14 protein-coding genes are annotated in these 16,379 nt (G+C 72.8%); 12 read left to right on the forward strand and 2 right to left on the reverse strand.

The annotated features are described in order from the left end of the window. Positions 1–118: 118 nt before the first annotated feature. The 4 genes from BM237_RS17565 to mutM all read left to right on the forward strand — a co-directional run bounded on the left by BM237_RS17565 (position 119) and on the right by mutM (position 2,766). Positions 119–778 (forward strand): YceD family protein, encoded by a 660-nt coding sequence (locus BM237_RS17565; protein ID WP_093850642.1) that lies wholly within the window; start codon positions 119–121, stop codon positions 776–778. 2 nt (positions 779–780) lie between these two features. Beyond that, positions 781–954, forward strand: coding sequence for a 50S ribosomal protein L32 (gene rpmF, locus BM237_RS17570; RefSeq protein ID WP_031508259.1), 174 nt, complete (start codon positions 781–783; stop codon positions 952–954). 19 nt (positions 955–973) lie between these two features. Further along, positions 974–1,774, forward strand: coding sequence for a ribonuclease III (gene rnc / locus BM237_RS17575; RefSeq protein WP_175541046.1), 801 nt, complete (start codon positions 974–976; stop codon positions 1,772–1,774). Between the two features lie 131 nt (positions 1,775–1,905). Next, positions 1,906–2,766, forward strand: a complete 861-nt coding sequence (mutM, locus tag BM237_RS17580) for a bifunctional DNA-formamidopyrimidine glycosylase/DNA-(apurinic or apyrimidinic site) lyase (RefSeq protein WP_093850643.1) — start codon at positions 1,906–1,908, stop codon at positions 2,764–2,766. 49 nt (positions 2,767–2,815) lie between these two features. Here the strand turns inward: mutM and BM237_RS17585 are convergent, their stop codons facing one another. Next, entirely contained in the window at positions 2,816–3,757 is a 942-nt protein-coding gene (locus tag BM237_RS17585; protein ID WP_093850644.1) for a CAP domain-containing protein, read from the reverse strand. A 184-nt stretch (positions 3,758–3,941) separates the two neighbouring features. On the opposite strand from BM237_RS17585, the gene BM237_RS17590 reads away from it, so the two are divergent. The 5 genes from BM237_RS17590 (at position 3,942) to ftsY (ending at position 11,673) form a co-directional block, all read left to right on the forward strand. Beyond that, positions 3,942–4,259 (forward strand): acylphosphatase, encoded by a 318-nt coding sequence (locus tag BM237_RS17590; RefSeq protein WP_093850645.1) that lies wholly within the window; start codon positions 3,942–3,944, stop codon positions 4,257–4,259. A 284-nt stretch (positions 4,260–4,543) separates the two neighbouring features. After that, on the forward strand, positions 4,544–4,753 hold the full coding sequence (locus BM237_RS17595) for a hypothetical protein (RefSeq protein ID WP_093662111.1): 210 nt from the start codon (positions 4,544–4,546) through the stop codon (positions 4,751–4,753). A gap of 178 nt (positions 4,754–4,931) precedes the next feature. After that, positions 4,932–8,498, forward strand: a complete 3,567-nt coding sequence (gene smc, locus BM237_RS17600; RefSeq protein ID WP_093850646.1) for a chromosome segregation protein SMC — start codon at positions 4,932–4,934, stop codon at positions 8,496–8,498. A 288-nt stretch (positions 8,499–8,786) separates the two neighbouring features. Next, complete coding sequence (locus BM237_RS17605) at positions 8,787–10,220, forward strand: sugar porter family MFS transporter (RefSeq protein ID WP_093850647.1); 1,434 nt, start codon at positions 8,787–8,789, stop codon at positions 10,218–10,220. Between the two features lie 211 nt (positions 10,221–10,431). Then, entirely contained in the window at positions 10,432–11,673 is a 1,242-nt protein-coding gene (gene ftsY / locus BM237_RS17610; protein ID WP_093850648.1) for a signal recognition particle-docking protein FtsY, read from the forward strand. An 83-nt stretch (positions 11,674–11,756) separates the two neighbouring features. On the opposite strand, the gene BM237_RS17615 is transcribed toward ftsY, so the two are convergent. After that, positions 11,757–12,446: a bifunctional DNA primase/polymerase gene (locus tag BM237_RS17615; RefSeq protein ID WP_093850649.1), complete on the reverse strand. Its 690-nt coding sequence runs from the start codon at positions 12,444–12,446 to the stop codon at positions 11,757–11,759. A gap of 383 nt (positions 12,447–12,829) precedes the next feature. On the opposite strand from BM237_RS17615, the gene nsdA reads away from it, so the two are divergent. The 3 genes from nsdA to BM237_RS17630 all read left to right on the forward strand — a co-directional run bounded on the left by nsdA (position 12,830) and on the right by BM237_RS17630 (position 16,370). Further along, positions 12,830–14,332 (forward strand): transcriptional repressor NsdA, encoded by a 1,503-nt coding sequence (gene nsdA, locus BM237_RS17620; protein WP_093850650.1) that lies wholly within the window; start codon positions 12,830–12,832, stop codon positions 14,330–14,332. A gap of 401 nt (positions 14,333–14,733) precedes the next feature. Beyond that, the gene (locus tag BM237_RS17625) at positions 14,734–16,035 is read left to right on the forward strand and encodes an ammonium transporter (RefSeq protein WP_093850651.1); all 1,302 of its coding nucleotides are present in this window, start codon (positions 14,734–14,736) and stop codon (positions 16,033–16,035) included. After that, the gene (locus BM237_RS17630; RefSeq protein WP_093662123.1) at positions 16,032–16,370 is read left to right on the forward strand and encodes a P-II family nitrogen regulator; all 339 of its coding nucleotides are present in this window, start codon (positions 16,032–16,034) and stop codon (positions 16,368–16,370) included. The genes BM237_RS17625 and BM237_RS17630 overlap by 4 nt, the downstream gene beginning before the upstream one ends. Positions 16,371–16,379 lie beyond the last annotated feature (9 nt).

A 16,379-nucleotide genomic window follows, 5' to 3' on the forward strand; every position in this document is an offset into this window, starting at 1 on the left:
GCATCCCGCCGGGTCGGCCCGGATTGGGTCCGGGGCGGCCGGTCCAGTATCCTGGCCATTCGGTCGTGGTCCGCCCGCGACGTTCGGCTGCCCAGAACGCAGGAATCGGAGCCAGCCGGTGTCAGACCGTAGAAAGCAGGAAGCCCTGAACGCCCCCCTCGACCATCGTTCCCCCCTCGTGCTGGACACGCGCGAGCTGGGGCGCCGTCCGGGTGCGCTCAAGGAGTTCTCCCGGACGGTCCCGGCTCCCGGGGATCTCGGCATCGAGGTCATCGGGGTGCCGGAGGGCTCGCCCATGGAGCTCGACCTCCGCCTGGAGTCGGTCATGGAAGGGGTGCTCGTCACGGGCACCGCCCGTGCGCGGCTGAAGGGGGAGTGCGTAAGGTGTCTGGAGCCGCTGGAGCAGGAATGCGAGGCGGACTTCCAGGAGATGTTCTCCTACCCCGACGCCGACGACCGGAGCCGCTTCGCGGACACCGGCGACGACGCCGAGGACGAGGAGACGTTCCAACTCGAGGGCGACCTGCTCGACCTCGAGCCCGTGCTGCGCGACGCGGTGGTGCTGTCACTGCCGCTGCAGCCGGTGTGCCAGGAGGACTGCCCCGGACTCTGCCCCCGCTGTGGGGCGAGGCTCGCGGACGACCCCGGGCACGACCACAACGAGGCCGTCGACATCCGGTGGGCGGCTCTCGAAGGACTCGCCGGCTCCATGCGGGACGGCGAGAAGGACGAAGACAACGCACCCCGCACTGCCGGGGACGATCCACAGGAGAAATAGCCGTGGCTGTTCCGAAGCGGAAGATGTCGCGCAGCAACACGCGCCACCGCCGGTCGCAGTGGAAGGCTGCGGTCCCGACCCTGGTGAAGTGCGAGCGCTGCCAGGAGCCCCGTCAGCAGCACATCGCGTGCCCGAACTGCGGCACCTACAACCGCCGCCAGGTCCTCGAGGTCTGATCGGCTGGTGACGGGCTCCATGTCAGACGCCACTACGCCCGGAGGCACCCCCCGCAACGACGGGGGTGAGACGGCGCAGAGGGCGGGTCTGGTGGACGCGGCCTCGTCCCACACGCTTCTGGAAGGGCGGCTCGGGTACCAGCTCGAGTCCGCCCTTCTGACGCGTGCACTGACGCACCGCAGCTACGCGTACGAGAACGGCGGCCTGCCCACCAACGAACGCCTGGAGTTCCTGGGGGACTCCGTGCTGGGCCTGGTGGTCACCGACACCCTTTACCGCACCCACCCCGACCTGCCCGAGGGTCAGCTCGCCAAGCTTCGCGCGGCGGTGGTCAACTCCCGCGCGCTGGCGGGAGTCGCCCGCGGTCTCGATCTGGGCGCCTTCATCCGGCTCGGCCGGGGCGAGGAGGGCACCGGCGGCCGGGACAAGGCGTCGATCCTCGCCGACACCCTGGAGGCCGTGATCGGCGCGGTCTACCTCGACCGGGGGCTGGAGGCGGCCAGCGAGCTGGTGCACCGGCTCTTCGACCCCCTGATCGAGGAGTCCTCCAACCTCGGCGCCGGACTCGACTGGAAGACCAGCCTCCAGGAACTGACCGCGGCCGAGGGGCTGGGGGTTCCGGAGTATCTGGTCACCGAGACCGGCCCCGACCACGAGAAGACCTTCACGGCTGCCGCCCGCGTCGGTGGTGTCGCGTACGGCACCGGCACCGGCCGCAGCAAGAAGGAGGCCGAGCAGCAGGCGGCGGAGGCCGCCTGGCGTGCCATCCGGGCCGCCGCCGACCAGCGGGAGGGCCAGACCGCCGAGAAGGTCTCCTGACCGGCCCCGACCTCGCTTTGCCGCGCCTTTCGCCCACCCGCCCGGAATCCGGACGGGTGGGCGCGTCGTTCCACCAGTGACCCCACACCGCCTCCCGCTGACGCGGGATCTTCGTCGACGAGGAGCCTTCGTTGCCAGAGCTGCCCGAGGTCGAGGTCGTCCGGCGCGGACTCGAGCGCTGGGTCGGCGGCCGCACCATCGCCGGAGCCGAGGTGCTGCACCCCCGCGCGGTCCGCCGCCACCTCGCCGGAGCGGAGGACTTCACCGGCCGGCTGAGAGGGGCGCGTGTCGGCGCGCCCCGGCGCCGCGGCAAGTACCTGTGGCTGCCGCTTGAGGACACCGGCCAGTGCGTCCTGGCCCACCTCGGCATGAGCGGGCAGCTGCTCGTCCAGCCCCAGGGCGCCCCCGACGAGAAGCACCTGCGCGTCCGCGTCCGCTTCGCCGACGACGCGGGCACCGAGCTGCGCTTCGTCGACCAGCGCACCTTCGGCGGACTGTCACTGCACGCCACCACGGAAGACGGTCTGCCCGACGTCATGGCGCACATCGCCCGCGATCCGCTGGACCCGGCCTTCGACGAGATGGCCTTCCACGCCGCCCTGCGCCGCCGCCGCAGCACGCTCAAGCGGGCACTGCTCGACCAGTCCCTGATCAGCGGGGTGGGCAACATCTACGCGGACGAGGCGCTGTGGCGCTCCCGGCTGCACTACGACCGCCCCACCGCCACCCTCACCCGCCCGCGCACCGCCGAACTCCTCGGCCACGTCCGCGACGTGATGAACGCGGCCCTCGCCGTCGGCGGCACCAGCTTCGACAGCCTCTACGTCAACGTCAACGGGGAGTCGGGCTACTTCGAACGCTCCCTGGACGCCTACGGCCGGGAGGGCCTGCCCTGCCGCCGCTGCGCCGCCCCGATGCGCCGCAGCCCCTGGATGAACCGCTCCAGCTATTTCTGTCCGCGCTGTCAGCGCCCGCCCCGCCCGGTGCGCTGAACACCGCCCGCCGCCCGCACGCGGTGGCGGGTGCCCGGCGGGAGGCCGGTCAGAAGCCGAAATTCTGCGTCCACCAGGGGCCGCCCTCGGCGAAGTGCGCGCCCACGCCCAGGGTCCGGTAGTCGCAGTTGAGGATGTTGGCGCGGTGGCCGGGGCTGTCCATCCAGGCGTCCATCACCGCCTGTGCGTCGGCCTGGCCGCGGGCTATGTTCTCGCCGCCGAGGTTGTCGATGCCCGCCGCCTCGGCGCGGTCCCAGGGGGTGTCGCCGTCGGGGCCGGTGTGGGAGAAGAACCCCCGGTCGGCCATGTCCCGGCTGAAATCCCCGGCCAGTTCGGCCAGTTCGGGATCGGCGGTGACCGGACGGCAGCCGGCCTCGGCCCGTTCCAGGTTGACCAGTCTCAGTACCTCCGCCTCGGCGGCCGTCTCCTCGTCGAGGGAGGGGAGGCCGGGCGCGGTGGGCTTCCGGGAGGAGGCGGAGGGATCGCCAGGGCTTCGGGAGGGCTCGCGGACGGCGTCGTCGCCCGCGCTGTACTTCTCGGCGGGGGGCGTGCTGTCGCGTGAGGGGGTGGGCTCGGCCGCCCTCTCGGACGGCGTGGCCTCGGGTTTCTCCGGCTTCCGGTCGCGCGAGGGCTCGGCGCCGGGGGAGGCGGTCCGGCCGTCGCCGAGGCCCGCGGTGGGATCCTCGCCGCGGTCGTCCGGGGCCGGTGTCGTCGCGCCCTGGGACCGCAGGTCCCGCAGATCGTCCGGGGCCACGCCGGAGGGGGAGGCGAACCCGCCGACGGTGTAGTCGCCGTTCGGGCCGGGCAGCAGTCCCGAGGCCACCGCCACGGCTCCCATCGCCATCGCGGCCGAGGCTCCGAGGAGGCCGGTGCGGACGGGGGCGGCGCTCCGCTTGCGGTGCGGACCGCGGTGGCGTCCGCCCGCCGCGTGGCGGTCGGAGGTGACGGGGGCCGGTGCTGGAACCGGTTCGGCGCGGCGGTGGCGTCCCATCTGCTGCAGTCCTCACGTGATCGGCGTCACTTGTGTCACTCGAAAGAGTGAGTCCCGTTGCGGCGTGACTGTACGGCATCCACATGGGGCGGAGGAGCGGACGGCGCAAACCCGGGAGGCGGGAGAGGACGGGGCGTATGGGCGGGGCGTGTGGGAGCGGCGCGCGTCCGGATAGCGTGCGCCCATGGGTACGAACACGGAGGGTGCCGGCGAGGGCGCGACCGGGGAGGCCGTGCGGATGACGGCCTGGGTGCGCGGACAGGTGCAGGGGGTCGGCTTCCGCTGGTTCACCCGGGCCAACGCGCTGCGGATCGGCGGTCTGGAGGGCTTCGCGCTCAATCTCGGCGACGGCCGGGTCCAGGTGGTCGCCGAAGGGCCGCGCGATCGCTGCGAACTGCTGCTGGCATGGCTCCGAACGGGTGATACGCCGGGCCGGGTCGAAGGCGTGACCGAGATCTGGAGTCCGCCGCGCGGCGGCTACGAGGGCTTCGCGATCCGATGATCCAAAGTGGTTGCCTTTCCCCGCGTGACGTGCAAGGCTGCGGCCAGCGTCACCCCCGCGGGACCCCGCGAGCCCTCCGGCAGATTGAGTGCCGTCGAGTCAAGGCCGCCGGGGCGTGTGGCGTGATCGTGTTGACCGCCAAAACTTTTGGTGAGACGCTGGAAGCCCCGCGCACCGCAGCTGTTCTGCCTTGGGAATGAAGGCCGAACGGCAACCGCGGGTACGAATCCCTCACGACCCACCACCGTTCCGGTCGGTCACTTCAGTGTGGAGGACCATCCATCATGGCAAAGGCGCTTCTCGGTTACGTCGGCGGTTCCGACCCCCGAGTCCTCGCCGAGATGCGACGGCTGCAGCAGCGTGTTCAGGACCTGGAATCCGAGCTGGTACGGATCCAGGCCGAGAACGACGCGCTGTCGGCCGCCGCTGCACGGCACGGCGACTCGTTGCTGGAGAGCATCGACGTATCCAAGGCGGAGCCTGCGCTCACCTGACCTCCCGGTCCGGGGAACGCAGCGCCAAGCCGCTGGAGAAAACTGCAAGGGACGCTTCGGCGTCCCTTCGTCGTTTCCGGCCGGAGCCGTGACGCTTACCGTGTGATGTGCCCCACCCGTTCAGCGGCGAAACCCGCTTCGGTCGTGAAACAGACACCTGGGAGTAAAGTCCGGATACGTGCACCTCAAGAGCCTGACCCTGCGCGGGTTCAAGTCCTTCGCCTCGGCCACGACGCTGCGCTTCGAGCCGGGCATCACCTGCGTGGTGGGCCCCAACGGCTCCGGCAAGTCCAACGTCGTGGACGCCCTGTCGTGGGTGATGGGCGAGCAGGGTGCCAAGTCGCTGCGCGGCGGCAAGATGGAGGACGTCATCTTCGCCGGGACGGCCGGCCCCTCCGGCCGTCCCCCGCTCGGCCGTGCCGAGGTCTCCCTGACCATCGACAACTCCGACGGCGCCCTGCCCATCGAGTACGCCGAGGTCACCATCACGCGGATCATGTTCCGCAACGGCGGCAGCGAGTACCAGATCAACGGCGACACCTGCCGTCTGCTGGACATCCAGGAACTCCTGTCGGACTCCGGCATCGGCCGTGAGATGCACGTCATCGTCGGGCAGGGCCAGCTCGACTCCGTCCTGCACGCCGACCCGGCCGGCCGCCGGGCCTTCATCGAGGAGGCCGCCGGCGTCCTCAAGCACCGCAGACGCAAGGAGAAGGCGCTGCGGAAACTGGACGCGATGCAGGCCAACCTCGCCCGCGTCCAGGACCTCACCGACGAACTGCGCCGCCAGCTCAAGCCGCTGGGACGGCAGGCGGCCGTAGCCCGCCGGGCGGCGGTGATCCAGGCGGACCTGCGCGATGCCCGGCTGCGGCTGCTGGCCGACGATCTGGTGGCCCTGCGCGCGGCGCTGAAGGCCGAACTCGCCGACGAGGCCGCGCTCAGGGAGCGGAAGGAGTCGGTGGAGGCCGGCCTCGGGGAGGTGCTGCGGCGGGAGGCCGCGCTGGAGCAGCAGGTCAGGGAGTTGTCCCCGCGACTGGAGCAGGCGCAGCAGACCTGGTACGAGCTGTCGCAGCTCGCCGAGCGGGTGCGCGGCACCGTGAGCCTGGCCGACGCCCGGGTCCGCAGTGCGTCCGCCGAGCCCGTCGAGGAGCGCCGGGGGCGCGACCCGGAGGACATGGAGCGCGAGGCGGCCCGGGTCCGCGAGCAGGAGGCGGAGCTGACGGCCGCGCTGGAGGCGGCGAGCCGGGCGCTGGAGGACACCGTCGCCCACCGGGCGGAGCTGGAGCGCGCCCTGGCGGACGAGGAGCGGCGGCTGAAGGACGCCGCACGTGCCATCGCCGACCGCCGCGAGGGGCTGGCCCGGCTGCACGGCCAGGTCACCGCCGCCCGGGGCCGGGCCGCCTCCGCGCAGGCCGAGATCGACCGGCTGGCCACCGCCCGTGACGAGGCGGCCGAGCGCGCGGCGGCGGCCCAGGAGGAGTACGAGGCGCTGCGGGCCGAGGTGGAGGGCCTGGACGCGGACGACGCCGAGCTGGCCGAGGGCCATGAGGCGGCCGGACGGGAGCTGGCCGAGGCCGAGGCGGAGCTGAGCGCGGCCCGCGAGGCGCTGTCGGCCGCCGAGCGGGAGCGCGCGGCGACCGCCGCCCGCCGTGACGCCCTGGCCCTGGGACTGCGCCGCAAGGACGGCACCGGGGCCCTGCTCGGCGCCGGTGACGAGCTGACCGGACTGCTCGGCCCGGCCGCCGAACTCCTCACCGTCACCCCCGGTTTCGAGGTGCCCGTCGCCGCCGCTCTCGGCTCGGCCGCGGACGCCGTGGCCGTGGACGGTCCGGCCGCGGCCGCCGACGCCCTGCGCCTGCTGCGCGGGCAGGACGCCGGCCGTGCGGCGCTGGTGCTCGGCGGCGCGCCTTCACAGGAGCCCCCCGAAGCCCTGGACGTACCCGGTGCGCGGTGGGCCGCGGAGCTGGTGTCGGGGCCGGAGGTCCTGCTGCCCGCCGTGCGGCGGCTGCTGCGCGGGGTGGTGGTGGTCGGCGCCCTCCAGGACGCGTTGGGGCTGGTGACCGCCCGTCCGGAGCTGACCGCCGTCACCGCCGAGGGGGATCTGCTCGGCGCCCACTTCGCGCAGGGCGGTTCGGCCGGGGCGCCGTCGCTGCTGGAGGTGCAGGCGTCGGTGGACGAGGCCGCCGCGGAGCTGGCCGAGCTGGACGGCCGGTGCGAGGCGCTGGCCGAGGAGCGGGAGAGGGCCCGGGAGCGGCGGCGCGAGTGTGCCGCCCGGGTCGAGGAGCTGGGGGCGCGGCGCAGCGCGGCCGACAGGGAGAGGTCGCAGGTCGCCGGTCGCCTCGGGCGGCTGGGCGGGCAGGCGCGGGCCGCGGCGGGGGAGGCCGAGCGCGCGGCGGCGGCCGTGGCCAGGGCCGAGGAGGCGCTGGCGCGGGCCCGTGAGGAGGCCGAGGTACTGGCCGGGCGGCTGGCGGCGGCGGAGGAACAGCCGGGCGAGGAGGAGCCGGACACCTCGGTGCGCGACCGGCTGGCGGCCGACGGCGCCAACGCCCGCCAGACGGAGATGGAGGCCCGCCTCCAGGCGCGCACCCATGAGGAGAGGGTCAAGGGGCTCGCCGGGCGGGCGGACTCCCTGGACCGGGCGGCGCGTGCCGAACGGGAGGCGCGGGCGCGTGCGGAGCGCCGGCGCGCCCGGCTGCGGCACGAGCGGGAGGTGGCCTCGGCCGTCGCCTCCGGCGCCCGGCAGTTGCTGGCGCATGTGGAGGTGTCGCTGGCGCGGGCCGGGGAGGAGCGGGAGGCCGCCCGCGGCGCCAAGGCCGAGCGGGAACGCGAACTGGCCGCCGAACGCGACCGGGGGCGGCAGCTGAAGGAGGAACTGGACAAGCTCACCGACTCCGTGCACCGCGGCGAGGTGCTGGGCGCCGAGAAGCGGCTGCGGATCGAGCAGCTGGAGACCCGGTCCCTGGAGGAGCTGGGGGTGGAGCCGGCCGTGCTGGTCCGCGAGTACGGCCCCGACCAGCCGGTGCCGCCGTCGCCGCCCGCCGAGGGGGAGGAGCTGCCCGAGGATCCCGGTCACCCGCGCAACCGCCCGGTCGCCTTCGTCCGCGCGGAGCAGGAGAAGCGGCTGCAGGCGGCCGAGCGGGCGTACCGGCAGCTGGGCAAGGTGAACCCGCTGGCGCTGGAGGAGTTCGCGGCCCTGGAGGAGCGGCACCGCTTCCTCAGTGAGCAGCTGGAGGACCTGAAGAAGACCCGCGCGGACCTGCTGCAGGTGGTCAGGGAGGTCGACGAGCGGGTCGAGCAGGTCTTCACCGAGGCGTACCGCGACACGGCCCGCGAGTTCGAGGGTGTCTTCTCCCGGCTGTTCCCCGGCGGCGAGGGACGGCTGGTGCTCACCGACTCGGAGAACATGCTCACCACGGGGGTGGACGTCGAGGCCCGGCCGCCGGGGAAGAAGGTCAAACGGCTGTCGCTGCTGTCGGGAGGCGAACGCTCGCTGACGGCCGTGGCGCTGCTGGTGTCGATCTTCAAGGCGCGGCCCAGCCCGTTCTACGTCATGGACGAGGTCGAGGCGGCGCTGGACGACACCAACCTCCAGCGGCTGATCGGGATCATGAGGGAGCTCCAGGAGAGTTCCCAGCTCATCGTGATCACCCACCAGAAGCGGACCATGGAGGTCGCCGACGCCCTCTACGGCGTCTCGATGCAGGGCGACGGGGTGTCCAAGGTCATCAGCCAGCGGCTCCGCTGAGCCTCTCCGGTGCGGGACGGCGTGGGACAGCGCGGAACAGCGCGGAACAGCGCGGAACAGCGCCCCTGCGGGCCTTCACTCATGCTTCACTTCCCGAACGGAAAACGTTACATCCTGAGCCTGCGCCAGATCACTTCCATCTATTGACTTCAACTTCTGAATGAATAGTCTCTGCGGGGTCGACCATGCCTTCAAACGGCGGCATGCGGTTGCGTGTGCCGGGTAAAAGGCGGCAACCACTTGGCACCCCACCCGGCACCGCCGCCGGGGATCGCAGGAGTACACACCGTGACCAGCACCGCACAGGTGAGGCCGGACGGACCGGGCGCCCCGGCCGGACGGCAGCAGCACATCAGACACGTCGTCTTCATCGCCGCCGCGGCGGCGATGGGAGGCTTCCTCTTCGGCTACGACAGCTCCGTCATCAACGGCGCGGTCGAGGGCATCCGGGGCAGATTCGACATCGCCTCCGGCGTGCTCGCCCAGATCATCGCCGCCGCCCTGATCGGCGCCGCGATCGGCGCCGCCACCGCGGGCCGGCTCGCCGACCGGCTCGGCCGCATCCGGGTGATGCAGATCGCCGCGGTGCTCTTCGCCCTCAGCGCCGTCGGCTCCATGCTCCCCTTCACCATGTGGGACCTGGCCTTCTGGCGGACCCTGGGCGGCGTCGCCATCGGCATGGCCTCGGTGATCGCGCCCGCCTACATCGCCGAGGTCGCCCCCACCGAGCACCGCGGCAGGCTCGCCTCCTTCCAGCAGGCCGCTATCGTGCTGGGCATCGCCGTGTCCCAGCTGGTCAACTGGGGCGTGCTCAACCTCGCCGGCGGTAAGCAGCGCGGCAGTCTGCTGGGCGTCGAGGCCTGGCAGCTCATGCTCGGCATCGAGGTCGTCCCCGCCCTGCTGTACGGACTGCTGACTCTGCGCATACCCGAGTCCCCGCGCCACCTCGTCGCCCAGGGACGCACGGACGAGGCCAGGGCCGTCCTCGCGGACGTCGAGGCCCAGGGGAGCGACCTGGACGCCCGGATCGCCGAGATCCGCGAGCGCATGCGCGGCGAGCGCAGGCCGAGCCCGCGCGACCTGCTGGGCGGCCGCTTCGGCCTGCTGCCGATCGTCTGGGTGGGCATCGGCCTGTCGCTGTTCCAGCAGCTGGTCGGCATCAACGTGATCTTCTACTACAGCGCGTCGCTGTGGCAGTCGGTCGGCATCGACCCCGGCAGCTCGTTCTTCTACTCCTTCACCACCTCGATCATCAACATCGTCGGCACGGTGATCGCGATGCTCCTGGTGGACCGGGTCGGACGCAGGCCGCTGGCCCTGACCGGCTCCGCGGGCATGGCGCTCTCGCTCGGCGCCGCGGCCTGGGCCTTCTCCCACAAGAGCGGCACCGGCGACGACATCACGCTGCCCGACGCCCAGGGCACGGTCGCGCTGATCGCCGCACACTCCTTCGTGCTCTTCTTCGCCCTCTCCTGGGGCGTGGTGGTCTGGGTGATGCTCGGCGAGATGTTCCCGGGCCGCATCCGCGCCGCCGCCCTCGGTGTCGCCGCCGGAGCACAGTGGCTGGCGAACTGGCTGATCACCGTCACCTTCCCGAGCCTGTCGGACTGGAACCTGTCGGGCGCGTACGTCATCTACACCGCCTTCGCGGCCCTGTCGATCCCGTTCGTCCTGAAGTTCGTGCCGGAGACCAAGGGCAGGGCGCTGGAGGAGATGGGCTGACCCGCATCCAGGCCCCGCACCCCGGCCCCGCCTCCGCGGCGACGAGCGCCGTTCCGGCCCGCCCCACGGGCCGGAACGGCGCTCGTCCGCGTCCTTGACCGATACTGGGACGCGTTGTGACTCCGGCTCCGAAGGAGCTTCTCGCCCGGCCCGAACGGCTCTGCGTCACGGGCAGACCCTGCCCGTGACGCAGGTAACTCTCTAGGGAACCATGGACATCCTCATTCTCGTTGTCGTCATCGCCGTGGTCGCCGTCGTGGCGATCGGCGGACTGGTGGTCACCGGCGTCCGCAGGAAGAAGACGCCACGGCTGGACCGCTCCGCACCACCCCCGACCATCACCGCGCCTCCGACCGAACCGCAGGTCGGCGAGGAGGCCGGGCCTCCCCGCGCGGAGGAACGCCGCACCATCGAAGAGGTCGAGCTGCCGCAGCCCCCGGTCGGGGCGACGGACGCGGAGGCGGCGGCGCCTCCCGCGCCCCCGCAGCCCGAGGCCCCCGAGATCGAGGTGCCCGCGCCCACCGCCGGACGCCTGGTGCGGCTGCGCGAGCGCCTGTCGCGGTCGCAGAACACCCTGGGCCGCGGACTGCTCACCCTGCTCTCCCGCGACCACCTCGACGAGGACACCTGGGAGGAGATCGAGGACACCCTGCTCACCGCCGACGTCGGCGTCGCCCCCACCCAGGAACTGGTCGAGCGGCTGCGCGAGCGGGTGAGGGTGCTGGGCACCCGCACCCCCGCCGAGCTGCGCACGCTGCTGCGCGAGGAGCTGCTGGCCCTGATCGGCACCGACCTGGACCGCACCGTCCACACCGAGGGCGGTGTCTCCTCCGAGGGCGTGGTGCGGCCGGGCGTGGTGCTGGTCGTCGGCGTCAACGGCACCGGCAAGACCACCACCACCGGCAAGCTCGCCCGCGTCCTGGTCGCCGACGGCAGGTCGGTCGTGCTCGGCGCCGCCGACACCTTCCGCGCCGCCGCAGCCGACCAGCTCCAGACCTGGGGCGAGCGCGTCGGCGCCCGCACCGTACGCGGGCCCGAGGGCGGCGACCCGGCTTCGGTCGCCTTCGACGCGGTCAAGGAGGGCATCGGCGAGAGCGCGGACGTGGTGCTCGTCGACACCGCGGGACGGCTGCACACCAAGACCGGTCTGATGGACGAGCTGGGCAAGGTCAAGCGAGTGGTGGAGAAGCACGGCCCGGTCGACGAGGTCCTGCTGGTCCTGGACGCCACCACCGGCCAGAACGGGCTGATCCAGGCGCGGGTCTTCGCCGAGGTCGTGGACATCACCGGCATCGTGCTCACCAAGCTCGACGGCACGGCCAAGGGCGGCATCGTCATCGCCGTCCAGCGCGAGCTGAACGTCCCGGTCAAGCTCGTGGGCCTGGGCGAGGGAGCGGACGATCTGGCGCCGTTCGAGCCGGAGGCGTTCGTCGACGCCCTGATCGGCGACTGACGCACCGGGGCACCGGGCGCCCCGCCGTGCGCGGCCGAGGCCGCGGCGGGGCCCGGCCCGGGTCCGGCGGGGCGCCCGGGGGTTCAGGAACCGGGCAGCTCGCGGTGGCAGACGTACGCCAGAGTGCCCAGCAGCAGCCTGGCCTGCGGGGGACGGCCGGCCCCCTCCAGAGTGGGCGGCCGCAGCCACCGGACCGGGCCGAGCCCGCCGAGGTCGGAGGGCGGAGCGGTGACGTGGTCGCCCGGGCCGAGGCCGTGCAGATCCAGTACGGCGTCGTCCCAGCCCATCCGGTACAGCAGACGGGGGAGGCCGGCGGCGGCGCCGGTGGCCACGAAGAACCAGGCGCGGCCGTGCGGGGTGACGGCGACCGGCCCGAGCGGCAGTCCCATCCGTTCCAGCCGGGCCAGCGCCCGGCGCCCGGCGGACTCGGAGACCTCGATGACGTCGAAGGCGCGGCCCACCGGCAGCAGCAGGGCCGCGCCCGGGGTCCGCTCCCAGGCCGCGGTGGCCTCGTCCAGCGTCGCGCCGGCCGGCACCAGGAGCGACTCGTCCAGGGGGTGTGCGCCGGGGGAGGGGCACCGCGGGGCGCCGCAGGAGCACTCGGTCCGGCCGCCGGCGCGCGTGGCGCGCGCCCCCGGGACCACGTCCCAGCCCCACAGACCGGTGTACTCGGCCACCGCTGTGCCCACCGGGGCGCGGCGGTGGCGCCGGGTGCCGGACCGCAGCTCCCGGAGCTCCCGGATCTCGCGGATGCTGCCGATTGTGAAGCCCATGCCCCCTCCAACGGGTTCCGCGTGCTCTTGGTTACGAAACCGTCGCACAGAGCGACGCCGGGCGGTCCGGGTCGAAGCGGGGCGACGGGATCTCTGTGAGGGGGCGCGCCGGTCTTCGCGCGCCCCGGTGTGCATCGCTTCAACCGGTTGTGGCCGCCCTGGATCAAGTGAACCGCGCGAAACGCTGCTTGAGTTCACCCGAAGGGGTGGCGAATGGTGGCGGTTTTGCAATTTCACTCGCCACGCCAGTGATCGTAGGATTACTTTCGGTTCACACGGTGACACAGAGGCACGGAGAGACGCCCGGCGTGCGCCTATGCCAGAGGCATGCCGAGAGGGCATCCGAGCACAGGACGCGTACGGGCCGGGATGGGGGCGTTCCAGTGGGCGGCAACGGCAGCAGCGGCGGAGTCGGCACCGCCGGGAAGCGCCCGAACGGACAGCTCGCCTCGTGGTTCGCGCGCAGCGGCTGGTCCAAGGGGGAGCTGGCCCGGCAGGTGAACCGCCGGGCACGCCGGACGGGCGCGCACCACATCAGCACCGATACCTCACGGGTGCGCCGCTGGCTCGACGGCGAGCAGCCCCGCGAGCCGATCCCGCGGATCCTCTCCGAACTGTTCTCCGAACGCTTCGGCTGTGTGGTCACCGTCGAGGAGCTGGGACTGCGCGCCGCCCGCCGGACGGCCTCCGACGGCGGTGTGGACCTGCCCTGGACGGGGCCGCAGACCGTGGCGATGATCAGCGAGTTCTCGCGCAGCGACCTGATGCTGGCCCGCCGGGGCTTCCTCGGCACCTCCCTGGGCATGGCCGCGGGCCCCGCGCTGATCGAGCCGATGCAGCGCTGGCTGGTGCCCGCCCCCGCCCCCGCCGCGCCGGTTCCCGGCGCACGGGGCGACCGCCGGCTGTCGGGCCCGGAGCTGGAACTGCTGGAGCAGACGATCGTGATGTTCCGCCGGTGGGACGCCCAGTGCGGAGGCGGGCTGCGGCGCAAGGCCGTCGTCGGCCAGCTCCACGAGGTCACCGACCTCCTCCAGGAGCACCACGACGAGCCGGTGCGGCGGCGGCTGTTCCGCGTCACCGCGGAGCTGGCGGAGCTGGCCGGCTGGATGAGTTACGACGTCGGGCTCCAGCCGACCGCGCAGAAGTACTTCGTCCTCGCCCTGCACGCGGCCAAGGAGGCCGGCGACCGGCCACTGGGCTCGTACGTGCTGTCCGGCATGGGCCGGCAGATGATCCATCTGGGCCGGCCCGAGGACGCGCTGGAGCTGGTGCACCTCGCGCAGTACGGCGGCCGGGAGGACGCCACCCCCCGCACCCAGGCCATGCTCCACGCGGTGGAGGCGCGCGCGTACGCCAACATGGGCCGGCCCGACAAGTGCCACCGGGCGGTGCGGATGGCCGAGGAGACCTTCGCCGAGGCCACCGAGGGGGACGGCGACCCGGACTGGATCGGCTTCTTCTCCGAGGCCGAGCTGAACGCCGAGAACGCCCACTCCTACCGGGACCTCGCCTATGTGGCGGGCCGCAGCCCCGCCTACCTCTCGCTCGCACAGCCGGCGATGCGCAGGGCCGTGGAGCTGTTCGGCCGAGAGTGCGGCGGTGGCAACGGCCACCAGCGCTCCTACGCGCTCAACCTCGCCGGCATGGCCACCGTCCACCTGCTGCAGCGTGAACCCGAGCAGTGCGCCGAGATGGCCGGCCAGGCGCTGGCGGTGGCGAAACGCCTGCGTTCGGAGCGGGTCGACAACCGCATCCGCAAGACCGTGGCCACGGCGGCCCGCGAGTTCGGGGACGTCGCGGAGGTCGTCGAGCTCACCGAGCGGCTCGCCGACGAGCTGCCCGAGACCGAGACCGAGAACGAGACCGAGGTCGCCCTCGCGGGCTGAAGGGGCCCGAAACCGGCCGCACCCGTCTCCGTCCCTCCCCCTCCGTGCTCGTCCCGTCCGCCCCGCATCCGCTCCACCGTCCCTTCCCGGCCGCCCGCCGCCCGGCCCCCGGGTTGTCATACGACCGTGCCGACCGGTCAGGCCCTGTCTGACAAATCCCGCCCGCTCCGCGCGGCCGCCGTGCCCGGCCGGGGCGGTACGCCGCACGGGCGGCCGGGGCCGGGCCGGTGGCGCGGTTTTGGCCCACGGGCTTGTTCACCCGGGCGTAACAGAGAGCGCGCCTTCGTCACGGCCGTGAAACGCCGCGCCGCATCGGCGGAAACGGAGCTCCTGGAATCTGTGGCTCATCCTGATCCCCCAGATCCGCCCCCACGGGTCGCGTACGCGAGGAGACGCCCACATTGAACGGCGCGGATACCGCTTTCGTACTGATCAGCGCGGCGCTGGTCATGTTGATGACGCCCGGCCTGGCCCTTTTCTACGGCGGCATGGTCCGGGTCAAGAGCGCACTGAACATGCTCATGATGTCCTTCATCTCCCTGGGCATCGTGAGCGTCCTCTGGGTCCTGTACGGCTACTCGCTCGCCTTCGGCACCGACACCGGCGGTCTGATCGGCAGCCTTGAGCACATCGGTCTGAGCGGCATCGGCGTCGAGGCGCTGACCGGCGGCGACGAGGGCATCCCGGTCCTCGCCTTCGTCCTCTTCCAGCTCATGTTCGCCGTTCTGACGCCCGCCCTCATGAGCGGCGCCCTGGCCGACCGCGTGAAGTTCAGCGCCTGGGCGCTGTTCATCACGCTGTGGGCCACGGTCGTCTACTTCCCCGTCGCCCACTGGGTGTGGGCCGAGGGCGGCTGGCTGTTCGAGCTGGAGGTCATCGACTTCGCGGGCGGCACCGCCGTCCACATCAACGCCGGAGTCGGCGCCCTGGCCGCCGTCCTGGTCGTCGGCAAGCGCATCGGTTTCAAGCGGGAGCCCATGCGGCCCCACAGCCTCCCGCTGGTGGTCCTGGGCGCGGCCCTGCTGTGGTTCGGATGGTTCGGCTTCAACGCCGGCTCCGCGCTGGGCGCCAACGGCACCGCCGCCACCATGGCCCTGAACACCCAGGTCGCCACCGCCGCCGCCATCCTGGGCTGGCTGCTGTACGAGCGGATCCGGCACGGCGCCTTCACCACCCTGGGGGCCGCCTCCGGAGCCGTCGCCGGCCTGGTCGCCATCACCCCCGCCGGGGCGCACGTGAACGCCGTGGGCGCGATCGTCATCGGCCTGGTGGCCGGTCTGGTCTGCTCCTGGGCCGTCAGCCTGAAGTACCGGCTCGGCTACGACGACTCCCTGGACGTCGTCGGAGTCCACCTCGTCGGCGGCGTCATCGGCACCCTGCTGGTCGGCGTCCTGGCCACGGACGGCGTGGGCGGCCTCACCCAGCTCGGCAAGCAGGCCGTCGGGGCCTTCTCGGTGATGGCCTTCTCCTTCGCGGTCTCCTGGATCCTGGCCAAGCTGGTCGACGTGGTCGTCGGCTTCCGGGCGGACGAGGACGACGAGACCGCCGGGCTGGACCAGGCGTACCACGCCGAGACCGCGTACGACTTCAGCTCGGTGGGCGGTTCGCCCGCGTCCCGCAACGCGGCCGGCGCCGCCGGCCACGACGGCAGCGCGACGGCCTCGCCGTCCGCGAAGGAGAACGACAAGAAGGTGGACGCGTGAAGCTCATCACCGCAGTCATCAAGCCGCACCGGCTCGACGAGGTCAAGGACGCCCTGCAGGCGTTCGGAGTGCAGGGACTGACCGTCACCGAGGCCAGCGGATACGGCCGGCAGCGCGGCCACACCGAGGTGTACCGCGGCGCCGAGTACACCGTCGACCTCGTCCCCAAGGTCCGGGTGGAGGTCCTGGTCGAGGACGAGGACGCCGAGCAGCTCCTCGACGTGGTCGTCAAGGCCGCCCGGACCGGCAAGATCGGCGACGGCAAGGTCTGGAGCGTCCCCGTCGAGACGGCGGTACGCGTCCGCACCGGCGAACGCGGCCCGGACGCGCTGTGAGTCGGCCGG

Source organism: Streptomyces mangrovi (assembly GCF_900114215.1).
GTDB classification, from domain to species: Bacteria; Actinomycetota; Actinomycetes; order Streptomycetales; family Streptomycetaceae; genus Streptomyces; species Streptomyces barkulensis.